This window comes from Streptomyces sp. 63XJN7_1_ISO-PGPR-S23-121 (genome assembly GCF_056173025.1).
On record NZ_CM149653.1, the window covers coordinates 6,231,925 to 6,250,942 of the forward strand.

15 protein-coding genes and 1 pseudogene are annotated in these 19,018 nt (G+C 70.4%); 8 read left to right on the forward strand and 8 right to left on the reverse strand.

The window, feature by feature from the left end; translation table 11 throughout:
* Positions 1 to 20 precede the first annotated feature (20 nt).
* The 5 genes from AC0VYN_RS27870 to AC0VYN_RS27890 all read right to left on the reverse strand — a co-directional run bounded on the left by AC0VYN_RS27870 (position 21) and on the right by AC0VYN_RS27890 (position 6,682).
* Positions 21 to 1,394, reverse strand: coding sequence for an alpha-amylase (locus AC0VYN_RS27870; RefSeq protein WP_475533168.1), 1,374 nt, complete (start codon positions 1,392 to 1,394; stop codon positions 21 to 23).
* Positions 1,395 to 1,543: 149 nt separating this feature from the next.
* A complete protein-coding gene (locus tag AC0VYN_RS27875; protein ID WP_475533169.1) occupies positions 1,544 to 3,226 on the reverse strand; it encodes a glycoside hydrolase family 13 protein in 1,683 nt (560 codons plus the stop codon).
* A gap of 150 nt (positions 3,227 to 3,376) precedes the next feature.
* Positions 3,377 to 4,288, reverse strand: a complete 912-nt coding sequence (locus AC0VYN_RS27880) for a sugar ABC transporter permease (RefSeq protein WP_385460650.1) — start codon at positions 4,286 to 4,288, stop codon at positions 3,377 to 3,379.
* Positions 4,289 to 4,301: 13 nt separating this feature from the next.
* Positions 4,302 to 5,306 (reverse strand): carbohydrate ABC transporter permease, encoded by a 1,005-nt coding sequence (locus AC0VYN_RS27885; RefSeq protein WP_451685655.1) that lies wholly within the window; start codon positions 5,304 to 5,306, stop codon positions 4,302 to 4,304.
* Between the two features lie 107 nt (positions 5,307 to 5,413).
* Complete coding sequence (locus tag AC0VYN_RS27890) at positions 5,414 to 6,682, reverse strand: extracellular solute-binding protein (protein ID WP_475533170.1); 1,269 nt, start codon at positions 6,680 to 6,682, stop codon at positions 5,414 to 5,416.
* 378 nt (positions 6,683 to 7,060) lie between these two features.
* Between AC0VYN_RS27890 and AC0VYN_RS27895 the strand changes: the two genes are divergently transcribed.
* On the forward strand, positions 7,061 to 8,095 hold the full coding sequence (locus tag AC0VYN_RS27895; RefSeq protein ID WP_385460642.1) for a LacI family DNA-binding transcriptional regulator: 1,035 nt from the start codon (positions 7,061 to 7,063) through the stop codon (positions 8,093 to 8,095).
* Positions 8,096 to 8,179: 84 nt separating this feature from the next.
* Entirely contained in the window at positions 8,180 to 9,043 is an 864-nt protein-coding gene (locus AC0VYN_RS27900) for a phosphatase PAP2 family protein (protein WP_475533171.1), read from the forward strand.
* A 64-nt stretch (positions 9,044 to 9,107) separates the two neighbouring features.
* Here the strand turns inward: AC0VYN_RS27900 and AC0VYN_RS27905 are convergent, their stop codons facing one another.
* A complete protein-coding gene (locus AC0VYN_RS27905) occupies positions 9,108 to 12,101 on the reverse strand; it encodes a bifunctional [glutamine synthetase] adenylyltransferase/[glutamine synthetase]-adenylyl-L-tyrosine phosphorylase (protein ID WP_475533172.1) in 2,994 nt (997 codons plus the stop codon).
* Between the two features lie 193 nt (positions 12,102 to 12,294).
* Between AC0VYN_RS27905 and AC0VYN_RS27910 the strand changes: the two genes are divergently transcribed.
* A complete protein-coding gene (locus AC0VYN_RS27910) occupies positions 12,295 to 12,741 on the forward strand; it encodes a VOC family protein (RefSeq protein ID WP_385460633.1) in 447 nt (148 codons plus the stop codon).
* Between the two features lie 189 nt (positions 12,742 to 12,930).
* Here AC0VYN_RS27910 and AC0VYN_RS27915 read toward each other — a convergent pair whose 3' ends face one another.
* Positions 12,931 to 13,557, reverse strand: a complete 627-nt coding sequence (locus AC0VYN_RS27915) for a DUF305 domain-containing protein (protein WP_475533173.1) — start codon at positions 13,555 to 13,557, stop codon at positions 12,931 to 12,933.
* Entirely contained in the window at positions 13,554 to 14,222 is a 669-nt protein-coding gene (locus AC0VYN_RS27920) for a DUF3105 domain-containing protein (RefSeq protein ID WP_475533174.1), read from the reverse strand. The genes AC0VYN_RS27915 and AC0VYN_RS27920 overlap by 4 nt, the downstream gene beginning before the upstream one ends.
* A 306-nt stretch (positions 14,223 to 14,528) precedes the next feature.
* Between AC0VYN_RS27920 and glnA the strand changes: the two genes are divergently transcribed.
* The 5 genes and pseudogenes from glnA (at position 14,529) to AC0VYN_RS27945 (ending at position 18,940) form a co-directional block, all read left to right on the forward strand.
* The gene (glnA, locus tag AC0VYN_RS27925) at positions 14,529 to 15,890 is read left to right on the forward strand and encodes a type I glutamate--ammonia ligase (protein WP_475533175.1); all 1,362 of its coding nucleotides are present in this window, start codon (positions 14,529 to 14,531) and stop codon (positions 15,888 to 15,890) included.
* A gap of 576 nt (positions 15,891 to 16,466) precedes the next feature.
* Positions 16,467 to 16,850 (forward strand): hypothetical protein, encoded by a 384-nt coding sequence (locus AC0VYN_RS27930; protein ID WP_475533176.1) that lies wholly within the window; start codon positions 16,467 to 16,469, stop codon positions 16,848 to 16,850.
* A gap of 159 nt (positions 16,851 to 17,009) precedes the next feature.
* Complete coding sequence (locus AC0VYN_RS27935; RefSeq protein ID WP_475533177.1) at positions 17,010 to 17,462, forward strand: hypothetical protein; 453 nt, start codon at positions 17,010 to 17,012, stop codon at positions 17,460 to 17,462.
* A gap of 88 nt (positions 17,463 to 17,550) precedes the next feature.
* Positions 17,551 to 17,682, forward strand: a complete 132-nt coding sequence (locus AC0VYN_RS27940; protein WP_475533178.1) for a hypothetical protein — start codon at positions 17,551 to 17,553, stop codon at positions 17,680 to 17,682.
* A 57-nt stretch (positions 17,683 to 17,739) separates the two neighbouring features.
* A pseudogene (locus AC0VYN_RS27945) lies at positions 17,740 to 18,940 on the forward strand (IS3 family transposase).
* Positions 18,941 to 19,018: the final 78 nt, after the last annotated feature.

Below are 19,018 nucleotides of genomic sequence, written 5' to 3' on the forward strand. Positions count from 1 at the left end.
GGCACGTGCTCAGCGGCCGGTCAGCAGCCGCTTCTGCCCGCGTACAGAGCGAGCGCGGTGTTGGCTCCCAGCGTCGCCGTGAACTGGCCGGAGCCGTTCACGGTCACGGTCCTGTTGCCCTGGACGTCGCAGTACGTCCCGCCCGGCAGGGAGGTCTGGTAGGTGCGGGTCAGCGCGCCCGGCTCGTGGTTGACGGCGACGTAGCCTTTGTTGCCGCGGCCGAAGGCGATGGCGTCGTTGCCGTTGTCCCACCAGTTCGTGACCGCCTGGCCGCGCACGGCGTTGCGGAAGGCGACCATCGACCTGATCTCCGGCCAGGCGTGCTGGCACTTCCAGCCGTCCTGCCAGCAGGCGTTCACCCGACCGCCGTTGGGGGGTCCGGCGTCGGAGTCGGACCACTCGTAGCCGGAGTTGACGTCCGGGGCGCCGTAGGGCCAGGCCAGCATGAAGACGTTGGCGAGGGTGTAGGTGGCGTTGTCCTTGTAGCTGAGCGTGGAGCCGTTGCGCTCGGTGTCGTGGTTGTCGACGAAGACACCGGAGACGCCGCTGCTCATGTAGCCCCAGCCCTCGCCGTAGTTCTTGAGGTAGGCGAGGTTCTCGTTGTTGAAGACGCGCTTGAGGTCGTAGGCGTACCGGAACTCCTGCACGTCCCCGTTGCCCGTGTACTCGGTGGGCTGGACGGCCTCGCCGGCGCCGTGGATGACCTCCTGCTTCCAGTACACGCCCGGGTTGGTCAGGCGGGACTTGATGTTGGCGAGGTCGGCGGCGGGGATGTGCTTGGCGGCGTCGACGCGGAAGCCGTCCACGCCGAGGGAGAGCAGGTCGTTCATGTACCCGGCGATGGTCTTGCGGACGTACTCCTCGCCGGTGTCGAGGTCGGCCAGGCCGACCAGCTCGCAGTTCTGGACGTTCCCGCGGTCGCCGTAGTCGGTGATCTGCCCGGTGCAGTTGTCGAAGTCGTACGAGGAGTACAGGCCGGGGTAGTTGTACTTGGTGTACGACGAACCGCCGGTGCCCGTGCCGCTGCCGGCGGACATGTGGTTGACGACCGTGTCGGCGACGACCTTGACGCCGGCCGCGTGACACGTGTCGACCATGTTCTTGAACGCGGCGCGGTCACCGAGCCGCCCCGCGATCCTGTAGCTGACCGGCTGGTACGAGGTCCACCACTGCCCGCCCTGTATGTGCTCGGCGGGCGGTGAGACCTGGACGTAGCCGTACCCGGCGGGGCCGAGGGTGGTGGTGCACTCCTTGGCCACGGAGGCGAAGTTCCACTCGAAGAGGACGGCGGTGACGTCCTTCGCGCCGGGTGGGGAGGCCTGCGCGTTCGTTGGGGCCATGACAAGGGCGGCCGCTGCCAGGGCGACGGCCCCCGTGAGGAATCTGCGTGCCATGTGGGGGTTCCTTCTTCTTTGAAGGCTCTTGCTGAAAGCTTCAGCAGGTTTTCGGTGACGCAGATGTTAAAGGCCCGCCGCCCGAAAGGGCAGCGGGCCGTACGCAATTGAACGAAGATTCTTGCCGAACCTCCGTCGGGCGGCGGCCGTCAGGCCGTCGTCCACCACACCGTCGTGTCCGCGGGCACCGTCGCCTCGCCCGCGGCCTCGGTCACCTCGCCGCTGGCCAGCAGCACGCGGCCGTACACCGGCACGGTCACCGCCGCACCGGTGGTGTTGGCCACGCACACGAACTCACCGCGCCGGAAGGCGAGGACGCCCTCGGGTGCCCGCAGCCACTCCACGGCGTCGCCCGCGCCCAGGTCGGCCCGCTCGCGGCGGAGGGCCAGCGCGGCCCGGTACAGCTCCAGGGTCGAGCCCGGGTCGCCCGTCTGGGCCTCGACGCTCAGCTCGCCCCAGGCGGCGGGCTGCGGCAGCCAGCTCCCGCCGTCGCCGAAGCCGTACGACGACCCCGCGCGCGTCCACGGGATCGGCACCCGGCAGCCGTCGCGGAAGCCGTCCTGGCCCGCGCCGCGGAAGTACGCCGGGTCCTGGCGCACCTCGTCGGGCAGGTCGACGACGTCCGGCAGGCCGAGCTCCTCGCCCTGGTAGACGTAGGCCGAGCCGGGCAGCGCCAGCATCAGCAGGGTGGCGGCGCGGGCCCGGCGGAGCCCGAGCTCGCGGTCGCCGGCCAGGCGGATCTGGGTGCCGAGGCCCGCCGGGTTGGCGAAGCGGGTGGCGTGCCGGGTGACGTCGTGGTTGGACAGCACCCAGGTGGCCGGGGCGCCGACCGGGCGCATGGCGTCCAGCGTGCGGTCGATGACCGTGCGCAGCTCCTCGGCGTCCCAGTGGGTGCCCAGGTACTGGAAGTTGAACGCCTGGTGCAGCTCGTCGGGGCGGACGTAGTTCGCGGTGCGCTCGACGGTCGGGGTCCACGCCTCGGCGACGAAGATCCGCTCACCGGAGTACTCGTCGAGGATGAGCCTCCACTGCCGGTAGATGTCGTGCACACCGTCCTGGTCGAAGAACGGCATGACATCGTTGCCCAGCAGCTTCAGCTGCTCGTGCGATCCAAGGTCGGGCAGCCCCTCCGCCTTCACCATGCCGTGGGCGACGTCGATGCGGAAGCCGTCCACGCCCATGTCCAGCCAGAAGCGCAGGATGGAGCGGAACTCGTCGCCGACGGCCGGGTGCTCCCAGTTGAAGTCGGGCTGCTCGGGGGCGAACAGGTGCAGGTACCACTCCCCCGGCGTGCCGTCGGGCTCGGTGACGCGGGTCCAGGCGGGGCCGCCGAAGATGGACTCCCAGTCGTTGGGCGGCAGCTCGCCGTTCTCGCCCTTGCCGGGGCGGAAGTGGTAGCGGTCCCGAGACGGGGAGCCGGGGCCCTCGGCGAGGGCGCGCTTGAACCACTCGTGCTGGTCGGAGGAGTGGTTCGGGACCAGGTCGACGATGATGCGCAGGCCCAGCCCGTGCGCGTCGCGGATCAGCGCGTCCGCGTCCAGGAGGGTGCCGAACATGGGGTCGACGGCCCGGTAGTCGGCGACGTCGTAGCCGGCGTCGGCCTGCGGCGAGGCGTAGAAGGGGCTGAGCCACACGGCGTCCACGCCCAGGTCGCGCAGGTACGGCAGGCGGGTGCGGACACCCTCCAGGTCGCCCATGCCGTCGCCGTTGCTGTCGGCGAAGCTGCGCGGGTACACCTGGTAGATGACCGCGTCGCGCCACCAGTCGCGGCGCCTCGTGACGGTTGCGGTGGCTGAGGTGGGGGCCGGTGCGGCGGAGTGCTGCTGGCTCATGGCGTCCTTGTACGTAACGGGGCGGTTCGGGTCATGGAGTCGTGGCGGGGTCCGGCGACGGGGGACGAGGCGGCCGCGGTGACAGCGGGGTCGGATGGTCACTGCGGCCGCCACCCGCGCGGTGAGGCGCGGGAGTCGGTGGGGCGGTCGTCAGCCCTTCGTGCCGCCGGCCGTGAGGCCGGTCACCAGGTTCTTCTGCACCAGGTAGAAGAACGCGGAGACGGGTATCGCGACGAGGACGGCGGTGGCCGCCATCAGGTTGCGCTGCGCGTCGTGCTCGCTGACGAAGCTCTGCAGTCCGACGGCGAAGGTGTACTTCGTGTCGCTCAGCATGAACGTCGAGGCGAAGGCGACCTCGCCGAAGGCCGTGATGAAGCTGTAGAAGCCGGCGACGGCCAGACCGGGCTTGGCGAGCGGGAGGATCAGCCGGAAGAAGGTGCCGAAGGGGTTCAGTCCGTCGACCCGGCCGGCCTCGTCGATCTCGAACGGGATGGTGTCGAAGTATCCCTTGAGCAGCCAGGCGCAGTAGGGCACCGCGGTGGAGCAGTAGACGAGGACCAGACCGAAGTAGTTGTCGATGAGCTGGAGCTCGGACAGGATCTGGTACATCGGCACGATCAGCACCGCGATGGGGAACATCTGGGTGACCAGCAGGATCCACATCAGCTTGCGGTAGCCCGGGAAGCGCATCCGCGAGACGGCGTAGCCGGTGGTGGCGGCGACCATGACGCCGATGACCGTGGTGCCCAGCGAGACGATCAGCGAGCTCTTCAGCCAGTCGAAGAAGTTCGTGTGCTGGAGCACGAACGCGTAGTTGTCGAAGGTCATCTTCGACCAGATGCCGCCGGGGTGCAGGTAGTCGTCCTTGTCCGGACCGAGGGACAGGTAGACCAGCCAGGCGATCGGGAAGAGGGCGACGAGGCTCGCGACGGTCAGGATGCCGTGGGAGACGAGGGACGCGGTGCGGCTGCGCTCGCTGCGGCCGCGCACCCGTCGCTTCGGCGCGGCGGGGGCGGGGGCCTGGTCGGCCGGCGCGCCGGCCGGCACGGTGGTGGTGGTCATGGTGGCTCCTGCCTCAGTTCGCGAGCTGCTGCTCATTGCGGTTCAGCCAGCGGCGGTAGAAGGAGGTGAAGACGATCAGGATGGCCAGCAGCAGGATGCCGTAGGCGGCGGACTGCGCGAAGTCGCGCGGCTGCTGTCCGAAGCCGAGCTGGTACGCCCAGGTGACGAGGATCTGCGCGTCCGGCGCGGTGTTGCCGAAGAGCAGGAAGATCACGGCGAACTGGTTGAAGGTCCAGATGATGCCGAGCAGGACGACGGTGGAGCTGACGGACCTGAGCCCCGGCAGGGTGACGAAGCGGAAGCGCTGCCAGGCGTTGGCGCCGTCCATCTCGGCCGCCTCGTACAGGCTGGCGTCGATGGACTGGAGGCCGCCGAGGAGCGAGACCATCATGAACGGCACACCGCACCAGGTGTTGACCATGATCGCGGCGAACCGCTGCCAGAAGACGTCCTCGAGCCACAGCGGCGTCGGCAGGTGCAGCGCGTCGAGCGCGGAGTTGATGATGCCGCTGTCGGCGAGCATGAAGCGCCAGCCGAAGACCGTGACGAAGGTCGGCACCGCCCACGGCAGGACCAGGACCAGCCGGTAGAAGGTGCGTCCGCGCAGCTTCTGGTTGAGCAGCAGCGCGAGGCCGAGACCGATGAAGTAGTGCAGGCCGACACAGAGCGCCGTCCACACGATCGTCCAGATGAAGTGTGACCAGAACCGGTCGTACGCCGTCGGTCCCCACAGGATGTCGGCGTAGTTGTCCAGGCCGATGAACTTGTAGGTGGCATCGATGTGGTTGACGCCGATGGTCCGCGCGGAGTTGAGGCTGTTGGCGTCGGTCAGCGTGAGGTAGAGGCCGTACACCAGCGGGTACAGCACGAGGACGCCGAGCACGACGGCCACCGGCGCGATCATCGCGTAGGCGTACCAGTGCTTCTGGTATCCGTCTCTCAGACGCCGGCCGAGGCCGGGCCGCGGGGTGCGGTCACCGCGGCGCTTGCCGGTCGCGCGGTCGATGGCGACTGTCATGGTTCGACACCTTCGGGAGCAGCAGGAAGATCAAGGGGTACGACGCGTGGGCCGGTGGCCGCCGGATCCCCTCCCCCCTGGGCGGGGGACCCGGCGGCCACGCGGGATCACTTGCCGAAGTCCGGCACCAGCTTGGTCATCGCGGTCTCGACGTCGCCCAGTCCCTCGCCGAGGGACTTCTTGCCGCCGGCGATCTGGGGCAGCTCGTCGTCCAGCGGACCCCACAGGGAGCTGTACTCGGGCAGGGCCGGGCGCGGCTGGGCGGCGGGCAGGACCGTCTGGTAGCCGGCGATGCCCGGGTCGGCCTTGACCTTGTCGGTGTAGGCGTCGTCGCGGGTCGGCAGCGTGGAGTTCTTCAGGGCGACGGTCTCCTGGGACTTCGCCGAGGTCATGAAGTTGACCAGCTTCAGCGCCGCCTCCTGGTGCGCCTTGTCCGAACCGGCGTAGACCGACAGGTTGTGGCCGCCGGTCGGGGCGCCCGCCTTGCCGGCGGAGCCGGCCGGGACGGTGACGATGCCGAGGTTGTTCCTGTCCTTGAACGCCGAGCCCTTGTAGAAGTTGGTGATCTCCCACGGGCCCTGGATCGTCGAGGCGACCTTGCCGTTGACGAACGCGTCCTGGATGTGCGCGTAGGCGTCGGCGGTGGTGTCGGCCTTGTGCAGGCCCTTGCCGTTGAACAGGCTCAGCCAGGTGCCGTAGGCCTTCTGGGCCTCGGGCGACTTGACGGTGATCTTCTTGGCGTCGGCGTCGACCGTGTCGGTGCCCTCGCCGTACAGGAACGGCTGGGCGTAGTAGCCGGCCGTGGAGCCCCAGAAGCCGTCGACGCCGGTCTTGTCCTTGATGGTGGCGGCGGCCTTCTTCAGGTCGTCCCAGGTCTTGGGGGCCTGGACGCCGGCCTTCTCGAACAGCGCCTTGTTGTAGACGAAGGCGAGCGTGTCGGTGACCAGCGGCACGCCGTAGGTCTTGCCCTCGTACTTGGCCTGCTCGATCAGGTTGGGCTGGAACTTGGCCTGGTCGGCGAGGGCCTCGGTGCCGTCCAGCGGCAGGAAGAAGCCCTTCTTGGCGAAGGCGGGGGTCCAGCCGACCTCGGAGCGCAGCACGTCCGGGGCGCCCTTGGAGCCTGCGGCGGTGTCGAACTTGTTCTGCGCCTGGTCGAACGGCACGTTGACGAAGTTGACCTTGATGCCCTTGTTGGCGGCCTCGAACTCCTTGACCAGGGCCTTGTAGGTCGGCGCCTCGTTGGTCGCGTTGGAGGTGTCCCAGTAAGTGATGGTGACCGGTCCGCCGGACTCGCTGTCGCTGTCGTCCCCGCCGCACGCCGTCGCCGCGAGGGCGAGGGACGCCACCAGAGCGGTGGCCGCTATGCCACGCCGCATGAGTTCTCCTTGAGGGTGAAAGCCCGTGTGGTGCAGGGTCGCGGGCCCGTCCGCCGCTCCTGCCGTCACCGACGCGCCGTTGCTGCCGTCGGGCGACGTGAACGTAACAGCGATGTAAGCGCGGCGAAAGGTCTTGCTGCAAAAAAGTGCAAGACATCTCCGAAGTTATCCGCGCGTGACCTCCTGGCGACCGCCACGAGACGCTTGTTTACAGGGCGCGAGCGGTATCCGGCCGGTTGTGCAAGACTCTGCAAGCTCTTGCCATCACTTCTTCGAGGGAGCGCGATGACGCAGCAGCCCGCGCCGGGCCGTCCAACAGGCCGCCCACGGCGCCCGGTCGGTGTGCAAGGCGCCATCCGGCAGGTACAGTCCAGCCCTGTGACCACACGGCTTGCCGACATCGCCGCCCAGGCGGGCGTGAGTGAAGCGACGGTCAGCCGCGTCCTCAACGGCAAGCCGGGCGTCGCCGCCACCACCCGGCAGTCGGTGCTCGCCGCCCTCGACGTCCTGGGCTATGAACGCCCCGTGCGGCTGCGGCAGCGCAGCGAGGGCCTGGTCGGCCTGATCACCCCGGAGCTGGAGAACCCGATATTCCCGGCTCTGGCCCAGGTCATCGGCCAGGCGCTGACCCGCCAGGGCTACACGCCGGTCCTCGCCACCCAGACCCCGGGCGGTTCCACCGAGGACGAGCTGACGGAGATGCTGGTCGACCGCGGGGTGGCCGGCATCATCTACGTCTCCGGACTGCACGCCGACACCACCGCCGACATGGAGCGCTACGAGCGGCTGCGCGCCCAGGGCGTGCCGTTCGTCCTGGTCGACGGCTTCTCGCCGAAGGTGCAGGCGCCGTTCATCTCGCCCGACGACCGCGCCGCGATGAGCCTCGCCGTCACCCACCTCGTCTCGCTGGGCCACACCCGCATCGGGCTGGCCCTCGGCCCGAAGCGGTTCGTGCCGGTGCAGCGCAAGATCGAGGGCTTCGTCCGCACGGTCCAGGAGCAACTTGACCTCGACGCGCGGACCGTGGAGACGGAACTCGTCCAGCACTCCCTCTACACCCTCGAGGGCGGCCAGGCGGCGGCCACCTCGCTCATCGAGCGGGACTGCACGGCCGTGGTCTGCGCCAGCGACATGATGGCGCTGGGCGCGATACGGGCGGCCCGGCAGCGCGGCCTGGACGTGCCCAAGGACGTCTCGGTCGTCGGCTTCGACGACTCCCCGCTCATCGCCTTCACCGACCCGCCGCTGACGACCGTCCGCAAGCCGGTCCCCGCGATGGGGCAGGCGGCGGTGCGCACCCTGCTGGAGGAGATCGGCGGGACACCCGCGCCGCACAGCGAGTTCGTGTTCATGCCGGAGCTGGTGGTGCGCGGCTCGACGGCCTCGGCGCCGGGCGAGCGGCACCGGCCCTGATCTCACCCCGAGGCACCGGGTGCGGCCCGGACCCGCCTGGGGGATGATCGGTGGGAAAGGGCTTTTCTGGCAGACTTCATGCCTATGGGTGACGCGACCGTGAGGACTTCGGAGCGCCGCGAAGAGGGCGCTTCGCACCCCGTCACGGAGGAGACGGGGCGGGGACCCGTGCGCCGGCTTCGCAGGCCGCGCCGGCCCCGCCTGTGGTTCGAGATCCTGCTGATCGCCCTCAGTTACTGGACGTACTCGCTCGTCCGCAACGCCGTGCCGGAGCAGCGCGGTCAGGCACTGCGCAACGCCGACTGGATCTGGCGGGTCGAGCAGCAGCTCGGCGTCGCCGTGGAGGAAACGGTCAATCACGCCGTCAACTCGGTGACTTGGCTGGTCGTCGGCATGAACTACTACTACGCCACGTTGCACTTCGTGGTGACCCTGGGTGTGCTGGTCTGGCTGTACCGCAGTCATCCGGGCCGGTACGCGGCGACCCGTCTGGTCCTGTTCGCCACGACCGGTGTCGCCCTGGCCGGTTACTACCTGTATCCACTCGCCCCGCCCCGCCTGATGAACGGCGGGAACTTCGTCGACACGGTGATGGTCCACCAGACGTGGGGGTCGATGGCGTCCGGTGACCTGAAGAACATGTCCAACCAGTACGCCGCGATGCCCTCGATGCACATCGGCTGGTCGGTGTGGTGCGGGCTGACGATCTTCGCGCTGGCGTCGGTGCCGTGGGTCCGGGTGCTGGGACTGGTGTATCCGGCACTGACGCTGGTGGTGATCGTGGCGACCGCCAACCACTTCTGGCTGGACGCGGTGGGGGGCCTGCTGTGCCTGGCCTTCGGCTACGCGGTGGCCCGGGTCTGGTACGGGCGCCTGCCGTACGCGCTGCCCCGGGTGGTGCCGGGGAGCGGGGCGCGGCGGAGGGCGTGGGCGGCCGGGCGGGTGTAGCGGCGCGGGGCGCCGGTGCGCGGGCCGCGCGCCGTAGGCCCCCCTGCGCGCGGTCGGGGCCCCGTCACGCGTAGAACAGCTCCTCCACCACCGTGCGGGCGCGGCGGGCCGTGCGGCGGTACTCGTCGAGCATGTCGCCCGCGTGGCCGGTGCCGTGTCCCAGGTAGCGGCCCACGGCCGCCAGTTCGCGCGGGTCGGTCGGGAACGTGTCGCCGGCCCGTCCCCGCACCAGCATCACCGCGTTGCGCACGCGTGTCGCCAGCACCCACGCCTCGTCGAGGGTCGCGGCGTGCTCCTCGGAGACGAGCCCCGCCTCGCACGCCGCCGCGAGGGCCTGCCGGGTCCTGGTGGTGCGCAGGCCCGCCTCCGCGTGGCCGTGCCGCAGCTGCGTGAGCTGCACGGTCCACTCCACGTCGGACAGGCCGCCCGGCCCCAGCTTGGCGTGCAGCTTGGGGTCGGCGCCGCGCGGCAGCCGCTCGGACTCCATGCGGGCCTTGAGCCGCCGGATCTCCCGTACGGCCTCCTCGGTGAGTCCTTGCGCCGGGTACCGCAGCGGATCGACCAGTTCGGTGAACCGCCGCCCCAGGTCCTCGTCGCCGGCGACGAACTCGGCCCGGAGCAGCGCGTGCGACTCCCACGCCAGCGACCAGCGCCGGTAGTAGGCCTCGTAGGACTTGAGCGTGCGCACCAGCGGTCCGGACTTGCCCTCCGGCCGCAGGCCGGCGTCGATGATCAGGGGCGGGTCGGCGCTGGGCACCTGGAGCAGCCGGCGCATCTCGGCGACGACCTTGTTCGCGGCGTCCGCGGCCTCCCGTTCGCCGACCCCGTCGCGGGGCTCGTGCACGAACAGGACGTCCGCGTCCGAGCCGTAGCCCAGCTCGTGCCCCCCGAAGCGGCCCATGCCGATGATCGCGAACCGGGTGGGCAGGGTGTCGCCCCAGCCCTCGCGGACCACGGCCCGCAGGGTGCCCGCCAGCGTCGCCGCCGTCAGGTCCGAGACAGCGGCGCCGACCCGGTCCACCAGCGCGCCCTGGTCAGCCTCCGCGGGCTGCGCCTCGGTGCCGTAGGAGCCGACGATGTCGCCGGCGGCCGTGCGGAACAGCTCGCGGCGCCGCACCCCGCGCGCGGCGGTGACCGCCTGTTCCACGCCGTCCGCGCGGCGCACCGCGGCCAGCACCTCCTGCTCGAGCTGGGCCCGTCCGCGGGGCGCCAGCCCCCCGGCGTCGCCGTCCCCGAGGAGGGCCACCGCCTCGGGCGCCCGCATCAGCAGGTCGGGCGCGAGCCGCCCGGCGGACAGCACCCGGGCGAGGTTCTCGGCGGCCGCGCCCTCGTCCCGCAGCAGCCGCAGGTACCAGGGCGTCTTGCCGAGCGCGTCGGAGACCTTGCGGAAGTTGAGCAGGCCCGCGTCAGGGTCGGCGGAGTCGGCGAACCAGCCCAGCAGCACCGGCAGCAGGGTCCGCTGGATGGCGGCCTTGCGGGTGACGCCGGAGGCCAGCGCCTCCAGGTGCCGCAGGGCGGCGGCCGGGTCGGCGTACCCGAGGGCGACCAGCCGCTCGCGGGCCGCGTCGGGGCGCAGCCGGGTCTCCCCCGGCGCGAGCTGGGCGACCGCGTCGAGCAGCGGCCGGTAGAACAGCTTCTCGTGCAGTCGGCGTACGACGGCCGCGTGCCGCCGCCACTCCCGCAGCAGCCCGCTGACCGGGTCGTTGCGCAGGCCGAGGGAACGGCCAAGACGCCGCAGGTCGGCCTCCTCCTCGGGCACCAGGTGGGTGCGCCGCAGCCGGTGGAGCTGGATGCGGTGCTCCATGGAGCGCAGGAAGCGGTAGGCCTCGTCGAGCTGAGCGGCGTCCACCCGGCCGACGTAGCCGCCCGCGGCGAGGGCCTTCAGCGCGTCCAGCGTCGTGCCGCTGTGCAGCGACGTGTCGGCCCGCCCGTGCACGAGCTGGAGCAGCTGCACGGCGAACTCGACGTCGCGCAGGCCGCCCGGCCCCAGTTTGAGCTGGCGGTCGACCTCGGCGACGGGGATGTTCTCCACCACCCGGCGGCGCATCTTCTGCACGTCGGCGACGAAGTTCTCGCGTTCGGCGGCCTGCCACACCAGGGGCTGGAGGGCGGCGACGTACTCGCCGCCGAGGGCCGGGTCGCCGGCCACCGGGCGGGCCTTGAGCAGCGCCTGGAACTCCCAGGTCTTGGCCCAGCGCTGGTAGTAGGCGAGGTGGCTGCTGAGGGTGCGCACCAGCGGGCCGTTGCGGCCCTCGGGGCGCAGGTTGGCGTCGACGGGCCAGATGGAGCCCTCGACGGTCGTCTCGGAGCAGATCCGCATCATGTGCGAGGCCAGTCCGGTCGCGGCCCGCAGCGCCTTGGTCTCGTCGGCCTCGCCGGCCGGTTCCCCGACGAAGATGACGTCGACGTCGGAGACGTAGTTCAGCTCGTGTCCGCCACACTTGCCCATCGCGATCACGGCCAGCCGGCACAGCGCGGCGTCCTCGGGCGCGTCCTCCTCGGCGAGCCGGAGGGCGGCGCGCAGGGTGGCGGTGGCGAGGTCGGCGAGCTCGGCGGCGGTCTCGGCGACGTCGATGGTGCCGCACACGTCGCGGGCGGCGATGGACAGCAGGCAGCGCCGGTAGGCGACGCGCAGGGAGACGGGGTCGGTGGCCCCGGCGAGGCCCTGCTCGAACTCCGCCACTCCCCGGTGCAGGTCGCGCGGCTCGTAGGTGACGAGGGCCTGCCAGTCGCCGGCGTGCCGGGCGAGGTGGTCGGCGAGCGCCTCGGAGGCGCCGAGCACGCCGAGGAGACGGTCGCGCAGCGGCTTGGCCGCTATCAGGGTGTCCAGCAGCTCCTGGCGCGCGGTGGGGTCGGGCTGTGCCTCCAGCAGCCGGACCAGGCCGTGCAGGGCGAGGTCCGGGTCGGCGGTCGCGCCCAGCGCCTCCAGCAGGACCGGGTCGTTGCGGACCGGTGTCAGCTCGATGCCGTCCAGCAGCCGCTCGGCGGCCGAGGGATCGGTGAAGCCGTGCCGCAGCAGTCGCGTGAAGGTACTGCTCCTGCGCCCCGGCGCCGTCATCTCGGCCTCCTGTCGGACCTGCGGGGCCGGTGGGACCGGCCCCGTCGGATCAAGGTCGTACGGCCTGAGCGTAACCGGGGAGCGGCGGGGAGGCGCAGGGTGCGGGCCGTGCCGTCCGCGATCCGGTCGCCGCCGTGCGGGGAGTTCCGCTCTTTCGGTGGCGCGGTGGGCGGTTATCGGCTTCGGTGAGGGCATGGACTTCACCCTCGAAGTGATCCCGCTGCCCGTGACGGACATCGACCGCGCCCGGGACTTCTACCGGGACAGGGTCGGCTTCCACGTCGACATAGACCAGGAGGTGATGCCGGGGATGCGGATCGTCCAGCTGACGCCCCCGGGCTCGGGGTGTTCGATCGCCCTCGGTGACGCCATCTGGGACATGGCGCAGGGCCGGACCCGGCCGGAACCCGGGTCGTACCAGGGTCTGCAGCTGTGCGTCGCCGACATCAAGGCGGCCCACGCGGAACTGGTGGGGCGCGGCCTGGAGGTGTCCGAGCCGGTGCGGTACGCGCCGGACGACGGGGCGACGTTCATGTACTTCACGGACCCGGACGGCAACGGCTGGGCGATCCAGGAGTACCGGCGCCGGCAGACGGAGCCGCTGCACCAGGTGCTGACGGACCTGAAGCGGCAGCGCTGACGCGGCGCCCGCGGCGTCTCCGGCCGCCGACTCCGGGCCGTGCTCGGCACGGGGCCGGGCTCGACGGGGCCGGGCTCGACGGGGCCGGGCTCGACGGTGCCGGGACACGAGGGCCGGGCTCGACCGTGCCGGGCACGGGGCGGGCTCGGGCGTGCCGGGCGCGCGGCGGGCTCGTCCGTGCTCCCCGGGTCACGCCTCCGGTTTGGCGCCGCGCTGGACCAGCAGGTCGGCCATCAGCCGGATCTCCGACTCCTGTGACTCGACCATCCCCCGGGCCAGCCGCTTCTCCACCCCGACCGTGCACCGGGCGACGCAGCCCTCGGCCATGTGGACGCCGCCCTTGTGGTGCTCGGTCATGAGCTGGAGGTAGTACACCTCGGCCGGCCTGCCGCTCAGGCCTGCGAGCTTCTTCATCTCGGCGTCGGTGGCCATGCCGGGCATCAGCGAGCCCTCCCCCGCGGACGGCATGTCGCCCATGCCCATCCAGGTCATGGGCGGGTCGGACGACACCTTCGGCAGCCCCCACAGGTCGAGCCAGCCGATCAGCATGCCCCGCTGGTTGGCCTGGGTCTGCGCGATGTCGTAGGCGAGCCGCCGCACCTCCTCGTCCTCGGTGCGGTCCCGCACGACGTACGACATCTCGACGGCCTGCTGGTGGTGCACCGCCATGTCCCGCGCGAACCCGGCGTCCGCCGAGGCGGCGGACGGGGTGGCGTCCCCGCCGTCGTCGCCGGCGACCGCGTAGGTGATGGCACCGGCCGCGACGAGTGCCGCCGCGGCTGATCCCGCGATCCAGCCGGCCCGCTTCGGTTTCACTGCGCCAGTCCGTTGGTGCAGGCGGCGCCCGGCTCGGGGGTCTGCTCGCCCTGGACGTACTTCTCGAAGAACGCGTTAACGTTCGGGTCGCTCGCGCCCGTCACGGTGCGCTGGTGGCCCCACGCCGTCAGCACGATCGGGTCCTTCTGCTTGTCGTCGGGGCTCATCAGCGAGTACGGGGTCTTCTTCACCTTCGCCGCCAGCGCATCGACGTCGGCCTTGGGCGCCTTGTCGGTGTAGGTCACCCAGACCGCGCCGTGCTCGAGCGAGTGCACGGCGTTCTCGTTGTTCAGCGGCTTGGTGTAGACGTCGCCGTCGCAGTTCATCCAGACCTGGTTGTGGTCGCCGCCGACCGGGGGCTCGACCGGGTACGTCACCTTCTTGGCGACGTGGTTGCGGGAGAGGGTGCCCTTCCAGGAGCGCACACCGTCCGAGCCGGAGACGAACGAGCCGGAGGTCTTGGAGTCGGTGGCCGCCGTGTCGCCGGAGTCGTCGGTCTGCGAGCGCACGAGCACGACACCGCCGACGACGAGACCGGCGACGACCAGGGTGCTGATCCCGATGGTCAGGATCCGGTTCCGGCGGTCGCGGGCCTCCTCGGCGCGGCGCATCTCCGCTATGCGCGCCTGCCGCGCCGTGTTGCTGCTCTTCTTGGCGGAACCCATGGGGTGTGCCTTCCGGGAAAGGGGGGCGGTGAGTGCGCTGATCGTAATGGTGCGGGCGGGGTCTTTCGTAGGGATGTCGCATGATCCGACGCCGCGGGGCCGCAGGAATGGCCCGATCGAACACGCGGCCTCTACGCTGCGGGTGAGCGGTGCACACGGCCGGCATCCGTATCGGCCGGGGCCGGCCGGCCGATCGGGCTCCGCAACGCGTACGAAATGGTCCTGTGGTGTGATGCTCAGGTGCCCGACCGCCTTCCGCCGTACCGGAGACAGGCGGCGTGACCAGCAAGGATGGGGAAGCGGAAGATGGACAAGCAGCAGGAGTTCGTGATCCGGACGCTCGAGGAGCGCGACATCCGGTTCGTACGCCTGTGGTTCACGGACGTGCTGGGCTTCCTCAAGTCCGTGGCCGTGGCCCCGGCCGAGCTGGAGCAGGCATTCGACGAGGGCATCGGCTTCGACGGTTCCGCGATCGAGGGCTTCGCGCGGGTCTACGAGTCCGACATGATCGCCAAGCCGGACCCGTCCACGTTCCAGGTCCTGCCCTGGCGCGCGGAGGCGCCCGGCACGGCCCGCATGTTCTGCGACATCCTCATGCCGGACGGTTCGCCGTCCTTCGCGGACCCGCGCTACGTCCTCAAGCGCGCCCTGGCCCGCACCTCCGACCTGGGCTTCACCTTCTACACGCACCCGGAGATCGAGTTCTTCCTGCTGAAGGACAAGCCGGTCGACGGCACGGTCCCGACGCCCGCCGACAACTCCGGGTACTTCGACCACACCCCGCAGAACATCGGTATGGACTTCCGCCGCCAGGCGATCACGATGCTGGAGTCGATGGGCATCTCGGTGGAGTTCTCCCACCACGAGGGCGCCCCCGGCCAGCAGGAGATCGACCTGCGCTACGCCGACGCGCTGTCCACCGCCGACAACATCATGACGTTCCGCCTGGTCATGAAGCAGGTCGCGCTGGAGCAGGGCCTGCAGGCCACCTTCATGCCGAAGCCGTTCTCGGAGTACCCGGGCTCGGGCATGCACTCGCACCTCTCGCTCTTCGAGGGCGACCGCAACGCCTTCTACGAGTCGGGCGCGGAGTACCAGCTCTCCAAGGTCGGCCGGTCCTTCATCGCGGGCCTGCTGCGGCACGCGGCGGAGATCTCGGCGGTCACCAACCAGTGGGTGAACTCGTACAAGCGGATCTGGGGCGGCTCGGAGCGCACGGCGGGCGCGGGCGGCGAGGCCCCGTCCTACATCTGCTGGGGCCACAACAACCGCTCCGCGCTGGTCCGCGTCCCGATGTACAAGCCCGGCAAGACCGGCTCGGCCCGCGTCGAGGTCCGCTCCATCGACTCCGGCGCCAACCCGTACCTGACCTACGCGGTCCTGCTGGCCGCCGGCCTCAAGGGCATCGAGGAGGGCTACGAGCTCCCGCCGGGCGCCGAGGACGACGTGTGGGCCCTGTCCAACGCCGAACGCCGCGCGCTGGGCATCGAGCCGCTCCCGCAGAACCTGGGCGAGGCCCTGGCCCTGATGGAGCACAGCGACCTGGTCGCCGAGACCCTCGGCGAGCACGTCTTCGACTTCTTCCTCCGCAACAAGCGGCAGGAGTGGGAGGAGTACCGCTCCCAGGTGACGGCCTTCGAGCTGCGCAAGTCGCTGCCGGTGCTGTAGGGCCGGCCGGGGCGAGATTCCCTCTTTGACGACAAAGGGGCAGGCGGCCGTGGATTGTCGCCCTACGAAGTCTCGCTGGCCCCAGGCCGTCTCTGTGGCGTGCTCGGATCTCCCGCTTTGACGCACCCGCCGAAGACATCAACCGCCGCGGCTCCTCTGCCCGTCTTACGGGCGGAGGAGCCTGCCCGACACATACAACTTCCGGGTGGCGTCAGAACAGAGCCCCGACCCGTCACCTTCCGTCAGTCGGTGGATGCCCCGGCGTTACCAAACACACCCCCAAGAGCCTCGGATGAACACCAGCAGGCCCCCGCACCCGCCGGCGGACGCAGCACTGAGCAGCTAGTGGCCGTTGTCCTGAAATGGGCCTGCTGTGGTGCACATTCCGGCCCTACGGTCGGACCTTCGTTCCCCCTTGGTCTATACATGGCCGGGCTGCGGGCGGAGAGAAGGAGAGGGCTCATGCGCTCAAGATCCTTAGTGGCTGCGGCAAGTATCTGCGCTGCGCTATTCGCTACGGCAGTCCCCGCTGCACAGGCGGCGCCGCCGCCCAACCCGGGACCGCCCAAGGTCTTGGTGACCGTTGACGATCCCTCACTTGCTGTAGCCGTCACCTGCGAGATATTCGCCAACAAGCCCAACCTGAGCGGTACCCGCATCATCGGCACCGGTGGAATCTCCAGTTGCACCGGTGGATCCCCCGCCTCCTGCAACAGCGAGGTGGACGTGGAGTTCTACAACAACTACTCCGGCACTTGGATGACCGGAGGCTCCGGCCCCCGCCAGTACAGTTGCCCTCCCCCGCTGAGGTCCAGCAGCGCCTCGGCCACCTGCGAGAGCCATCCCGGTGACCCCAACACCGCCTGGCGCTCCTTCACTCTCGGCACCATCGTGGCTTACGGCGGCGGCACGTCGACGGGTCGGGCCTACAGTCCTGTCCTCTACGTGCCCTGCGCGTAAGGAACGCACGAGCCTGCTGTCGGGTTGTACCGATAGCGCGTCCCACAACAGGTCCTCCGGCTATGCGGCGAGGGAGTTGACGTACCAGTGGAACCCAGCGGTGGCGGTGACACGGTGTGGCGCGAGTGTGTACTGCTGGGGCAGTGCATCCTCCCTCTGGTGGACCAGGAGTCGTGGCGCCAGACCAGGCGCCACGACTCCTTCCGCGAGCGGGGGATCGACAGCGAGCAGGGCGAGAAGCTGTTCGCGATCTTTGCCTCGGCGGCCATGCGGGCGGTGACTGCTGACGCCGTCGCGGCGGGAAGGCCAGCCAGCATAGAAACCCTCCACGCCACGCCGTTGAGCGACGTAGCCCAGGCCGCGGTCAGCCGACAGGACTACGAGATCCTGGCCGGCCTGCCAAACCGCCGTGCGGACGGCGCCGAAGAGGAGGCCGTCGCCGCCTTTCGCCTGCTCTCTTACCAAGTCAGCGGTCAGGGCAGCCACTGGCTCTTCTACCTCAGCAGGGAACTGCATCGAGCGCTGGTCACTCTCACAGAACGGTCCCGAAAACTTTCCCCGACCTGCGGTGACCTTCACCAATGGGCGACCCGAGCCGGACTGATCCAATAGGCAAGGCGCGATTGCCCGTACTGTCCCGGAGTACCCCGACCCGGCGATACCGTGGTGACACACGCCAGATGACAGCCAGGAGCCCCGGATGAGCGAGCAGCCGGCCCCCACGCCCGCCCCCGACCGCCAGCCCATCGATGAAAACGCCGCCGCGTCCGTCCGCGCCTACGCCGCCGACCAACGCGCCCGGGTCGACGTCCTCGCCTCGGTCGGGCCTTGACCCCTGATCTTGGACACACGAGACACTGGATCCTGAGGATCTGAGAACGGACATCTCGTGGTCATGAAGAACTATCCGCCGCAGTTCAAGGCGGACGCGGTCGCGCTGTACCAGTCGCGGCCCGAAGTGACGATCAGGCAGGTCGCTGCCGATCTGGGGATCAATCCCGAGACCCTGCGGAACTGGGTCCGGGCCGCTGGTGCGAGCCGGCCCCGGGGACGCCGAGCCGAGGTGCCGGCCGAGCCGCCCACGCCATTGGAGGCGGAGAACGCCGCTCTGCGCAAGAAGGTCCGCGAGCTGGAGGAGGAACGCGAGATCCTGCGGAAGGCGGCGAAGTATTTCGCCGGGGAGACGCGCTGGTGAACCGCTTCCAGTTCGTCGCCGACCACCACCGCCGCTACGGCGTGAAGCGGCTGTGCACCATCCTCGGCATCGCCCGCTCCAGCTTCTACTACTGGCGCCGCACCGCTGCGGACCGGGCCGCCCGGCAGGCGGCCGACGCCCGCCTCGCCGCCCGGATACGGGCCGTGCACCACAAGTCGGACGGCACCTACGGCGTCCCCAGGATCACCGCCGAGCTTGCGAGGCGGGCGAGCGCGTCAACCACAAGCGGATCGCGCGCGTGATGCGGGGTGCCGGTCTGGCGGGCGTGCGCTTGCGCCGCAGACACCGCACCACTGTCGCCGACCCGGCCGCGGCCAAGGCCCCAGACCTCATCGGCCGCGACTTCACCGCAAGCAGGCCGAACACGAAGTACGTCGGCGACATCACCTATCTCCCGCTGGACGGCGGGAAGTTCCTCTATCTGGCCACCGTCATCGACCTCGCCTCACGGCGTCTTGCCGGCTGGGCGATCGCGGACCACATGCGCACCGACCTCGTCACCGACGCCCTGGCCGCCGCCGAGCGGACCCGCGGCGGCCTCGCCGGGGCGGTCCTGCACACCGATCACGGCGCCCAGTACACCAGCCGGGCCTTCACCGACGCCTGCCGCACGGCAGGCGTCCGCCAGTCCATGAGCGCGATCGGCTCCAGCGCGGACAACGCGCTCGCCGAGTCCTTTAACGCGACGTTCAAACGCGAGACGCTTCAGGGTCGAAAGCGCTGGTCCACCGAGGGCGAGGCCCGCCTCGACGCCTTCCGCTGGCTGAACCGCTACAACACCCGACGCCGTCACTCCCGCCTCGGACACCGCAGTCCGATCGCCTACGAGAACACCTTCCGAACGACATCAACTACGCTGACGCAAGCCGCATAACCCGTGCCCAGGAACCGGGGTCAAGGCCCGTCCTCGAGGACATCGCGGAGCACGGCTACCCGACCGCAGAGTCCGGCG